This is a genomic window from Aeromonas sp. HMWF015 (assembly GCF_963878965.1).
In the GTDB taxonomy this organism is placed as follows: Bacteria; Pseudomonadota; Gammaproteobacteria; order Enterobacterales; family Aeromonadaceae; genus Aeromonas; species Aeromonas veronii.
On record NZ_CAWNZT010000004.1, the window covers coordinates 18,086 to 29,474 of the forward strand.

At 55.8% G+C, this 11,389-nt stretch carries 10 protein-coding genes, 1 tRNA gene and 1 other annotated feature; of the genes, 3 read left to right on the forward strand and 8 right to left on the reverse strand.

All coding sequences use genetic code 11. From position 1 onward, the window contains the following. Nucleotides 1-135 precede the first annotated feature (135 nt). Nucleotides 136-257, forward strand: a sequence feature (Phe leader region). A gap of 38 nt (nucleotides 258-295) precedes the next feature. Beyond that, nucleotides 296-1,468 carry a prephenate dehydratase gene (pheA, locus tag AACS18_RS00270; protein WP_108611966.1) on the forward strand — a complete coding sequence of 391 codons (1,173 nt, stop codon included), beginning with the start codon at nucleotides 296-298 and terminating at the stop codon, nucleotides 1,466-1,468. Between the two features lie 86 nt (nucleotides 1,469-1,554). Here the strand turns inward: pheA and AACS18_RS00275 are convergent, their stop codons facing one another. Both AACS18_RS00275 and AACS18_RS00280 read right to left on the reverse strand, forming a co-directional pair. Next, nucleotides 1,555-1,980 carry an LPP20 family lipoprotein gene (locus AACS18_RS00275; RefSeq protein ID WP_108611967.1) on the reverse strand — a complete coding sequence of 142 codons (426 nt, stop codon included), beginning with the start codon at nucleotides 1,978-1,980 and terminating at the stop codon, nucleotides 1,555-1,557. Nucleotides 1,981-1,990: 10 nt separating this feature from the next. After that, nucleotides 1,991-2,611 (reverse strand): FlgO family outer membrane protein, encoded by a 621-nt coding sequence (locus AACS18_RS00280; RefSeq protein ID WP_162517171.1) that lies wholly within the window; start codon nucleotides 2,609-2,611, stop codon nucleotides 1,991-1,993. A 208-nt stretch (nucleotides 2,612-2,819) separates the two neighbouring features. Between AACS18_RS00280 and AACS18_RS00285 the strand changes: the two genes are divergently transcribed. Both AACS18_RS00285 and AACS18_RS00290 read left to right on the forward strand, forming a co-directional pair. Then, nucleotides 2,820-3,974 carry a flagellar assembly protein FlgT gene (locus tag AACS18_RS00285; RefSeq protein ID WP_101323835.1) on the forward strand — a complete coding sequence of 385 codons (1,155 nt, stop codon included), beginning with the start codon at nucleotides 2,820-2,822 and terminating at the stop codon, nucleotides 3,972-3,974. A 50-nt stretch (nucleotides 3,975-4,024) separates the two neighbouring features. Beyond that, a tRNA-Arg gene (locus AACS18_RS00290) sits at nucleotides 4,025-4,101 on the forward strand. Between the two features lie 153 nt (nucleotides 4,102-4,254). Here AACS18_RS00290 and AACS18_RS00295 read toward each other — a convergent pair. The 6 genes from AACS18_RS00295 to AACS18_RS00320 form a co-directional block, all read right to left on the reverse strand. Next, nucleotides 4,255-5,622, reverse strand: coding sequence for a tetratricopeptide repeat protein (locus AACS18_RS00295; RefSeq protein WP_108611968.1), 1,368 nt, complete (start codon nucleotides 5,620-5,622; stop codon nucleotides 4,255-4,257). A 220-nt stretch (nucleotides 5,623-5,842) separates the two neighbouring features. Continuing rightward, entirely contained in the window at nucleotides 5,843-6,703 is an 861-nt protein-coding gene (locus tag AACS18_RS00300) for a hypothetical protein (protein WP_108611969.1), read from the reverse strand. 138 nt (nucleotides 6,704-6,841) lie between these two features. Beyond that, the gene (locus tag AACS18_RS00305; RefSeq protein WP_108611970.1) at nucleotides 6,842-7,702 is read right to left on the reverse strand and encodes a hypothetical protein; all 861 of its coding nucleotides are present in this window, start codon (nucleotides 7,700-7,702) and stop codon (nucleotides 6,842-6,844) included. A gap of 11 nt (nucleotides 7,703-7,713) precedes the next feature. After that, complete coding sequence (locus AACS18_RS00310) at nucleotides 7,714-9,492, reverse strand: lipase family protein (RefSeq protein WP_181363231.1); 1,779 nt, start codon at nucleotides 9,490-9,492, stop codon at nucleotides 7,714-7,716. 179 nt (nucleotides 9,493-9,671) lie between these two features. Next, nucleotides 9,672-10,451 carry a DUF4123 domain-containing protein gene (locus tag AACS18_RS00315; protein ID WP_108611972.1) on the reverse strand — a complete coding sequence of 260 codons (780 nt, stop codon included), beginning with the start codon at nucleotides 10,449-10,451 and terminating at the stop codon, nucleotides 9,672-9,674. Then, nucleotides 10,448-11,389, reverse strand: a 942-nt coding sequence (locus AACS18_RS00320; RefSeq protein ID WP_146184732.1) for a type VI secretion system Vgr family protein, incomplete at its 5' end; no start/stop codon positions are given. The genes AACS18_RS00315 and AACS18_RS00320, both read right to left, overlap by 4 nt.

Here is an 11,389-nt window from a genome sequence, read left to right on the forward strand (position 1 = left end):
ATTAAGCTTCATATAAAGCCGTTCATACGCCTGCCACTTGACCGGATACCCTGCCCCCATCTCGCGGTGCGGGCAAGTTTTACTTGCATCGCAGCGGCAAATCCCTTAATGGTTATGACGTTACTTCAAGGACACACTTATGCACGCACCATTCTTCTTTGCTTTCTCGTTTATCCGGCCCGCTTGAGGGAAGGCCTGTCGTCGTGTGAACAGAAAGCAAAGACGAATCAAGCCTCCCCTCGCGGAGGCTTTTTTTTGCATCAATATCAATCGATTAATTGGATAGGGAACCATCATGGCAACGCTCGACGAGATCAGACAAGACATCACCCGGTTGGATCAGGAGCTGCTTGCCCTGCTGGCAAAACGCAAGACCCTCAGCATCGAGGTAGCCCGAGCCAAGCAAGCCAACCCGCGCCCCATCCGTGACCACCAGCGGGAGCAGGAGCTGCTGGTCGCCCTGATCCAGCAAGGACGCGTGCTGGGGCTGGATGCCCAGTACATCACCCGCATCTACCACACCATCATCGAGGACTCGGTGCTCTCCCAGCAGGCCTATCTGCAGAGCCTGCTCAATCCGGAGCAGCAGGAGCCGATGACCAGCGTCGCCTATCTGGGACCGCGCGGTTCCTACTCCAGCCTGGCCGCCCGCAAATATCTGGCGCGCTACAAGGATCAGGTGATCGAAGTAAACTGCCAGAACTTCCGTGAAGTACTGGATGCGGTGGAGTCGGGTCGCGCCGCCTTTGGCGTGCTGCCCATCGAGAACACCAGCTCGGGCTCTATCAACGAAGTCTATGACGTGATGCAGCACACCAGCCTCTCCATCGTTGGCGAGCTCACCTACCCCATCGAGCACTGCATCCTCACCGCCGTGCCGACCGAGCTGAGTCGCATCAAGACCTTCTATGCCCACCCGCAGGTGTTCCAGCAGTGCTCCCACTACCTGAGCAAGCTGGAAGGGGCGCGCCACGAGATCTGCGACTCCTCCTCCAGCGCCATGATGAAGGTGAAAGAGCTGGCCAGCCCGGAAGCGGCGGCCATCGGCAGCGCCGCCGGCGGCGAGCTCTATGGCCTGGACGTACTGGCCGAGCATCTTGCCAACCAGAAAGAGAACTACAGCCGCTTTATCGTGGTGGCACGCAAGCCCATCGACGTGGCGCCGCAGATCCCGGCCAAGACCACCCTCATCATGTCCACCTCCCATAAACCGGGTTCGCTGGTGGAGGCGCTGCTGGTGCTACGCAGCCACGAGATCAACATGACCAAGCTGGAATCCCGTCCGGTGCAGGGCAACCCGTGGGAAGAGATGTTCTATCTCGATGTATCGGCCAACCTGCAGACCCCTGCGATGCAGGCCGCACTGGTGGAGCTGACCAAGATCACCCGCTATATCAAGGTGCTTGGCTGCTACCCGAGTGAGGATGTCAAACCCACCGCAGTGCCGCCAGTGCTGATGGGGAGCTAAACAGCCCTGAATGACAAAAGGCGAGCACCATGCTCGCCTTTTTTTGATGCCTGTTTTGATGCCTGTTTTCAGGTCAGGCAATCAACTCAGAATTGACCGGCCATCAACTGATTGATGTTGTAGAGGGCGCGGGTATCGAGCTCCATCTCGGTGGCATAGGTGTTGCCGCGCGGATAGGAGGCGACTACCCGGGCACCGCGCACCATACCGGCCACCGACACGTCCAGCGAGTTGGAGGTCTGGGTCAGATCGCGGTAGCTGCTCTGGCCGCGCACCTGCTGGCCATTGAGCTGCTCGGCCAGCTCACGATAGGCATCCATCTTGGAGGCGCGAATGGCTTGCAGCATCTTCTCCGACTGGGAGGGACCGGGCTGGATGTCGATCACCGCATAGCCCACCGCCTTGAGCACCGGAAAATCATCGGGCTTGCCACCCTGGGTGTAATCCACCACCCGGTTGTAGCTGCAACCCGTCAGCAAGAGGGCCAACAGGCAACTAAACAGGATCTTCATGACTCGCTCCTTACGGGGTCAGGTTAACCAGATGACCGCCCGGCCTCGCCTGACTGTCACGCATCAGATAACCGCGATTGATCGATGCCCGGCCAAACGAGTTGTTGGCACCGAACAGATATTTTTGCGGGATCAGACTCTGGGCCGTGGTCTCCACCATCTTGGTGCGCATGTCGATAACGCGGGCGTTGACCAGGATCCCCTTGCTGTTGCGGCTGAAGGTGCCGACCAGAATCCGGGAGATTGGCAAACGGGAAGAGAGCTCCTTGTAGTTGCGGCTCAGTACGAAATCCCCCTGCTGCGTCACCTTGATGCTGCCGGTCAGCTTGAAGTCCACCACCACCTCGCCGCGGCGATTGAGCTCGTAGATAAAGCTCTCCTCAATCTGCTGGCCCATCCAGTTGGTGTCCTGCAGGGTATCGAGATCGACGAAAGAGGCTACCGCGATAGGCTCGGTCAGGGTGGTAAGCGATTTGCGCTCCATCAGCTGATCGGTCATACGCGCCACCAGCCAGTTGAGCTCCATCCCCTGCGCGGCCTGACGGGGGTCACCCTGCTCCCGATTGATAGGGTCGGAGCCACACCCGGTCAATGCCAGAGCAAGCGCCAACGCCGTGATGAGTTTGTTCATGGATACCTTTCCTGTATCTGCACCTGACTTGTTATCGGACCGGCCGGACAAAGCTTGAGTCAGGAATGAGGCATGATTCTTGCTTTTTAATGACCATCGTCAGCGCAACCGTGCGCTGCCACCCGGCAAGTGTTGTGATCCATGTCGGCCAGTGGGTGTCATCTCCTCAGGAAGTGGCGCGCCTGCCCGCCAACTCAAGGTATCTGCTATGAAATTACCGCTGCTGTTGACCCTGCTGCTGGCCAGCCTGAGCGCCCGCGCCGAGCTTATCGAAGCACAGGGCAGCGCCGCCATTATCGGGGGCGATGAAGTCTATGCCCGCGAGCAGGCGACCCGCGATGCCCTGCGTCAGGCGCTGCTGGCCAGCGGTGCGGCTGTCTCCAGCGTCCAGCGTCTGGAAAATGGCAGCCTGCGCTCCGAGCAGATCCAGATCCGCTCCGGCGGCGATATTCGCCAGTACCGGCTCAAACGGGAAGAGGTGCGCAACGGCCGCATGTACATCACGCTGATGGCCGACATTCAGGCCGAGCGCCAGATCTGCCAGACCCAACACTTCGCCAAGGATTTGACACTAGTCAGGCTGCGGATGCGCTATCCGGATCAGGCAAGCTACGGCGCCATGGACGACATGCCGGAGAACCTCTCACGCCGGCTGTTCGAGACCCTCGCCAACGCCCCGCAAGGGGTCGCGGTGCGCCAGTGGCTGGATGAAAACCTGCGCATCGACCCGCTCCACCTGCAACAGGGAGATCGTAGCGCCCTCGAAGAGATCAAGGCGCTCAGCCTGCGTACCGACAGCCAGTATCTGGTGCTCGGCAGCATCGACGATCTCTCCATCGAGCCACAGGGCAACCAGCTGACCAGCTGGTATGAGGATCCGGTGCGCAACTTTCGCATGCAGCTCTACCTGTTCGACGGCATCAACGGCAGCCTGGTCAACCGCAAGGTCTACGAAGGACGCGCCACCTGGACCTTCGGCAAGCGGGAGCAAGTGGGCAGCAGTAGCGGCCAGTTCTGGCAGTCAAGCTACGGCCAGGAGGTCAACTACCAGTTGCAGCAAGCCGCTCAGGATCTGGTGGCCCAGCTCACCTGCGCCCCGGTCACCGCCCGGGTGGTCGGCCAGAACGAACGCGGCCCCTACATCAATCTGGGACGGCGCAACGGCGTCAAGCTCGGCGACCAGTTCCGCATCCAGCACAACGCCGACTTCATCGACCCCTACGGCAAGTCGCGCATGATGCGCAACCCGGCCGACGGCCTGTTCGAGGTGGTACAGGTATTCGACGATGGCGCCATCATCAGCAGCCAGAACAAATATTCGCCGTTTAACATCCAGAATGGGGATTTGGCAGTATTGGAATAAGAATCAAGGGTTTAAAAGGGAGTTGCTTCTTGTATAATGCCCGCCACAAGGCTCCCGTAGCTCAGTAGGATAGAGCGGTCCCCTCCTAAGGGACAGGCCACTGGTTCGACTCCAGTCGGGAGCGCCATATAAAACAAGGGGTTGGCATCATTACGATGCCAACCCCTTGGTCGTTTTTGGCCCTGGCGTGCTTGTGAGCGTATTGCCCCATCATTCGCTCAAAACCCAGATACTATGGGATAACACAGTGGCCCTGAAGGGCCACTTGCCTGTCAAGCTATCAGCCTTTTTGCCAGATAGTGGCGATCTTGCCAAACCAGTGCTCAGAGAGTTTCTGCGCCTGTTTGACTTCCGGCTTGGTCATCGCGGCTTCCAGCTCATCACGAGCCTGCACGGCTTCTGGCATCCCTTCTGTTGCCGCCATAGATAACCAGGCATAGGCATGTACCCGGTTGCGCGGAGCCCCCAGTCCCTCTTCACGCATGGTCCCCATACGGTATTGAGCCATCCGGTCACCCTGCTGGGCAGCCAGACGATACTGCTTGAGTGCCAGCACATAGTCCTCTTTACCGCCCAAACCCTGCCGCAGCATCTCGCCATAAGTATATTGAGCCTGGGTATGACCTTGTCCAGCAGCTTTGGCATAGCTGGCTCTGGCTTGCTCCAACTCACCCTGCTCTTGCTGCAACTGCGCCAGCTCGAAACTGGCCTTGGTGATCCCGCCTTCCGCAGCCAGAGTCAACCAATGCTGCCTGGCTACGCCATCTGTTTGTTGCAAGCTCAGTTGGTACTCCGCCTCATGCGAGCCATGAGTCACAGCCAGCTCCAACCAATACCTGCCCAACGCAGGATCAGCTTGCACCTGCTCTCCCGCCAGATAAGCAACACCCAACCATAGTTCAGCTTCGGCAGAACCCGCATTGGCAGCCCGCTGATAAGCCGCGAAAGCCTCAGTTGGTGTAGCCTGACGAGCCAACAACAACAAGGCATCCGGCTGCTGCTGGGCGGCAGCCTTCTCAAACCAGCGCTGGGCAATGTCCGGGCGTTTGATCACCCCTTTCCCCTGCTCATAGCGCTTGCCCAGCTGATACTGAGCGTCTCGATTGCCCAATTCTGCCGCGTTTTCCAACCACTTGACGGCATCCTCATCCGCCCCCTGCTGCTTGGCATACCACTGCCCAAGGATCAATTGCGCCTCTGCATGATCCTGTTTGGCGGCTTTCTCGAACCAGTCGAGGCATTCACTCACCAGCTTGCCCTGATGCTGCTCCTGACATATCAGGCCCAGCTGATAGCTAGCATTGCTGTTGCCAAGGCGAGCAGAGCGCTGCCACCACTGGGTAGCAAGTGCTGGATTCTTTGGCTCACCGAGTCCAGCCTGATACCACTCCCCTACCTGCCAGGCAGCATTGGCACGGACCTGCTGATCGGCAGCCAAAGGGCCCGACTGCTCTGCCGCTTGCTGCATCCAGTGCATGGCATTGGGGTAATCGGGCTGACTGGCCAGACGTTTGGCCAACTCATATTGAGCCTTGCCATTGCCCTGAGTGGCGGCTTGGGATAACTCGGCGTCAGTGAGTGAAGTTGTGGAAGAGCAGGCTGCGAGCAAGCCGGTCGCCAGCGTCAGCCATAAGATTCGATGGGTCATGAGATAATTCTTCGTAGAGTGAAAAAGGAACGGATGAGGTGCTGCTGTATTGCGGGCTAATCCGTTATGCTACGCAGCCACCTGATGGGCATAAAGCTGATGCGGCGCCTTCCCTGGCCATTAGCCTTGCCTATCAGGTGGTTTGCTACAGGTGATCCTGATAGACCTTCTGCCACTAGGCATACTCGGCCTTATCGTGACCGTCCATTATAAGGAAAGGTCAATCCGGAATAATCGGCTTCCATGGATCTTTTTTCTTTGGCTTTATCTCGTAATAACGATAGTCACGCAATGGTTTATTCTCTGTCACATCCCCATTGGGGTAATATTTTCTATAAATGAAATTACCTTTCAATTTACTACCCTCCGTGGTGCCATAAACCAGATAGTCATGCTCCACCTCAGGGGAAAAATGAATAGTCCCAAGCGGGGTAGGTGCTGCACCTGGTTGATAAAAAAAGTCTGTCTCGCTTACTCTTCCATCGCTGTTTATGCGATAGGTTGTGTCCACTGGGTTAAGCCATAGCCAGCTCTTACTCGCACTCACAGGGTAACCTTTTTCAACTTCTTGCAAAGAAGCATACGGATAATAATGGGGGGGCATATTCACCAGCCCCATATCGTCCTCTTTTTCCCCTTCCCTGATAGCAAAGGTGTGGGTCGCAGCACCAGAGTCCAGGGCAGCAAATTGGCTGACAATAGGAATGCGGGCATTATAGTAATTGGGATCGTTGATCTTAGAAGAGATGTCGATGCTCTCTAGCTGCCAGCCACAGCGGGTACCGCCATCAAGGGCAACCTTGATCGAATAGTGGCCAGGTTTGGGATAAATCAAATCAAAGTATGTTGCGAGATCGCCACTGTTACGGGTACAGCCCTTGGTTGAATAGTAATTTGATACGATTTGCATACGTACTTCTGGCGGGATCACCCCATCTATGGTGAGCCAGCGGTTCTGCTGCGGCGGGTCCAACGGCGGGTGGTTATAATTGTGTTTGATATTGTTATAGGCGGCGCGCGAAATGCAGCCGCTTAACAGGATGCAGCAGAGCAGGGTAAGCACTTTTATTTTCATATTCATGATACTGGCCTCTATTTACAGGGCGCTTGCTACAGGCGGGTGTGATAGCAAACTGTTCCAGCTCTGTCTATCCCTGTGGCAATAGGGGATGAAATTAATTTAAACGCGCATCCCTTGGCCGCAAACATATCGCAAAAATCAATCCGGAATGATCGGCTTCCATGGCTCTTTTTTCTTTGGCTTTATCTCGTAATAACGATAGTCACGCAATGGTTCATTCTCTGTCACATCCCCATTGGGGTAATAATCTCGATAAACAAAATTTCCTTTGAGCTTGCTTCCCTCCGTGGTGCTATAAACCAGATAGTCATGATCAACCACGGGGGAAAAGTGAATGATTCCAAGCGGGGTAGGGGCCTTGCCGGGTTGATAAGCAAAGTCAGGTTGGCGCCCCCCAACTTCTCCGGTCGTATTTTTGATAATACCAACTGAATTAAGCCTTAATACGCTTTTACTATAGCTCGCTGGATACCCCTTCTCGATTTCTTGCAAAGACGCATAAGGATAATAACGAGGTGTTCTGCTGATTTCGTCCGACTGATACTCTTGTTCCTGTTGCTTGATACTAAAAGTATAGGTGGCAGCGCCAGATTCCAAGGCTGCAAATTGGCTGACAATAGGAATACGGGCATTATAGTAGTTGGGATCTTTTATCTCTGAAGAGATTTCGATGCTCTCTAGCTGCCAGCCACAGCGGGTACCACCATCAAGGGCGACCCTGACTGAATATTGGCCTGATTTTGGATAAATCAGACCAAAGTATGTTGCGAGATCCCCACTGTTACGGGTACAGCCCTTGGTTGAATAGTAATTTGGCACTATGGTCACTTTGACCTCTGGCGGGATCACCCCATCAATGGTGAGCCAACGGTTCTGTTGCGGCGGATCCAACGGCGGGTGGTTATAATCCTGTTTGATACTGTTATAGGCGGCGCGCGCGGCGCAGCCGCTTAACAAGGTACAGCAGAGTAGGGTAAGCACTTTTATTTTCATAGTCATGATATTGGCCTCTATTTACGGGGCGCTTGCCACAGGCGGGTGATTGCAAACTGTTCCGGCTCAGTCTGCCCCTGTGGCAATAGGGGATGCAATTGGTTGTCGATCTGTAGCGCGCCATGCTCACGCCAGCTGACTTCCTTCGCGAGCAGCTTTTCTTTCTCTTTTAATACCTTGGTGTATTGGATAGCCTTTGCCTCGTTTGGATCAGGCAAGTTGTGCTGCTTATCCAGCAACCCCAACACACGTTTTTGCAGATAACCGGCATATTCCCCGCTGGGGTGTGAATGTATATTTGCACCGCCGCCATGGGAAGGGTTATCGCCGGGGGGGTAAGCATTGACCAGCGCAGCCTTTGCCTGTGCATCCATGCTTGCTTTGCCCTCCACTGCCAAATGGGGGATCACCAGCAACTTGGTTTGCACTGGCAGCAGTACCTTTTCACGCTGCTTTCCTGCCCCAATCCAGTAGTGGGTGTCGGTATAATCAAAGTGAACCAGCTTACCATGATGACCGTAGGGATCCTTGTCTGGCAACCCCAACGCAAGCACCGAGAAGACCTTGCCAAACAGGACTATGTTGGCTCCGGGGTGATCAAACCCGCGACAGGGGGGGACACTCGTCACTTCATCACTCTCGTTGCGATGACGAAAATGGGGGAAGGTGAGTTCGCGCAGGGCACTTTCGGTGAGGGTACGCGGCATGCCATAGGTGTAGAGCAAGGGGCGGCTAGCCTTGAGGCTAGCGGCATGGAGCAGCGCCAACGCGCCACCCAGCGAGTGGCCGCAGATAAACAACTTTTTACCTCTAGCTGCAGTAGTAATATCTGTGTATACCTTGGCAATTTTGGGTTTGGGATGCCTGGTCACCGCGGCAAACTGGTTGTAAAAACCCTGATGGGCCTTGCCCTGATCGGCAATCTTCATCCTCTGACACGCAACCGGGGTAAAGTTGCCATCGGTGAGGCCATCGGAGAGCGATGCCGTGCCGCGCCAACTGACGATCAGCTCTTCGGGGCGCTGCACATAAAAAAACTGGGTATCGTACGAGCCACCAACCATGTCGCTCGGAGGGGCTTCCCCCTGCTCACCCTGTTCAGTGCAATCGATAAAAATGGGGGTTTCATAGCGATCCCGATAGGGCACGTCTTTGACCAGTGCCGCCTTGCTAAGGGCATTAATTCCATAAGGCAGGCGAGAGAGATCCTGCATCTGCTCGACAAAAAAGTGGGTGATAGAGTGGGCCCGTTCACTGGCTGAAGGCGTGTACTTGGGGTCTGTCTTGCGTTTTTCCTTCACACGCTTGGTATTTGCCTCATTGACGTCACCCCCGGCATAGGCCAAATGGGCCATCAATGCCAGATTATGGGCGTTGCCCAGATTGTATTCCGGGCTGTGCTCCAACATCAGCACCCAGGCGCGCAGCGGAGTGATCTCAAGGGTGATCTTGATGGAGCGAGCGCCTGCTTTACTGAAGGCATAGAGTGGCCGCCGAGCTGCGCTCGCCTTGGCAGGGTCTCCGTGTGGAAAGTGGTAAGGAGGGAGCGGATGGCGCTTATCCTCCTCTTTTTGTTGTTCCTCTTCGAACAACGCTGGCAGCCTGTCCACCAACTGACCAAAACGAGCATAACGAGGCAGGCGGCCTTGTTGTTCTGCCTCACGCTGGACAGGTGTACCGTAGTCACTACGAGAAAGACGCAAGTGACGATGGGGCTCTTGCAGCACATCGGCTAATGCATCCGCCTCCAGCATCAGATAGAGAGGGCCGGGAGGCAACTCTTTCTCAACAATCACACCATCCCCTCTTGACTGCTTTCCTTGCCGTATTATCTTTTGGGGCCCATGGCCAACCCAAAGCACATACGGAAGATTGGGGAGCGGCTGACCGAGTTCGTCTACCAACTTTATTTCAGCTTCGTACTTGAGCATTTTACAGTCAACGCACCCCTCAAGGGTGCGAGGTGTGGCTGCAGTCATATCGTGAGGGTTCCTTGTTGAGTTAACCATGCCAGAGCGTCATCAAGCGTCAGGGTCTGGATAACATCGCCGCGTTGGGCGCACGCAGTCAGCCAAGGGCGAATACGCTCAGAGAAGGGGGAATCCTCGGTATCCCATTGAGATGCGTCATCAGCTCGCTCTTCCCATAACTGCAAAGAGAAGTTCATGACTGCTGAATTGATACCGGGTTCACTGCGATGCCAGGCATCGATCAGTGATGGGGGAACGCTCCATGGGTAATCATTGTTCGGCGCTACATTACCGCTGTTTTTCAGCCATACCTGCCCCGATGGCAGCCGGAGCGCCTCTACAGGAGAGAGCAGGCCAGCCCACAAGGCGGGCTCATTGGCTGACAGCCATATGGACAACAGTCTGGGATCATGAAACCGAAGAGCTTTAAGTTGACCATCAAGCATTCCCCGCAAATAGCGCTGCCAGTGTTCTTTTTGAGCAAGCCATGCCTCACGGCTGGCATAAAGCCAACCCCAGGATGGGTCTGGTTGTTGCTCAGCCCAGCTCAATACTGCACTGGCTGTTGCCCACGGCAATTCAACCAGCCATGGGCTGGCATGAAGGATGGAACGCATCGGAGTTTGCACATACAACGGAATCGCATTCATCACCCAGCCTTGTTGGTGCCAATCACTCACGGGACTGGGCTGTGCAAGTGGATTGAGCATTGCATACAGGGTCATCGATTCAGCACTGACAATGTGCTCTGCCTGCGCAAAAAGATCGATAGGCTTGTCCGTCATTTGTCACACTCATTGATGTTCATTGCGGTCTCCTGCTGGGCAAGCAGCGGGCAGGCTTTCCCCCCTTTAAATGGAAGTGGCGGGGTATAGGCAGGTAACTCAACCCCACCGGGTAAACCCGGCATTTGCCCCGCCCAACCTGAACCTGAGCCGGGACTGCCGCCAGAGTTCATCTTGATGGTGGGGCCGACCAAGGTGACGCCGCTTGGATCGACCTTCACAAAACTGCCACCGACTTTCAGGGTGATCTCCGACCCAGCTTCCAACACAATTTTTTGGCCCGAGTCGAGATGAATCTCCTGTACAGCATCAACCAGCAACGACTGGCCTAACTTCTGGTGCATGGAGGTATCCACCGTCAGCGAATAGTCCGCCTTGATGTGATCCCGTTTTTCACCTTCAACTGTCAGGTGGTCATTGCCGAGGCTGGGCGGAGCGCCATCCTTGCCCGGCACCTTTCTGATGCGAGTGACCCGCTCGTTGTCGATATCCCGATGCTCGTCGTGCTTGATATGCCACGCCGCATCGTTCTCGATGAGAACATTCAGGTCTTTCTGACCGTGGATATAAATCTCTTCCTGCCCAGCCTGGTCTTCAAAACGAAGTTCGTTGAAGCCCTCACCCTTGTGGGTTTCGGTGCGCAGCACGGTGCGAGTCTTGTTGGCGGGCAGCTCATACGGCGGCCGGTTGGTGGCGTGGTAGGTGCGACCCGTCACGATAGGCTGGTCGGGGTCACCTTCGAGGAATGAAACGATAACCTCATGGCCGATGCGCGGGATGGCCATCATGCCGTACTGGCCACCGGCCCAGCCCTGACTCACCCGCACCCAGCAGGAGCTCTGGTCGTTAGAGCTGCCGTAGCGGTCCCACGGGAATTGCAGTTTCACCCGGCCATGTTCGTCGCAGTAAATCTCCTCCCCTTCCGGGCCCACCACGAT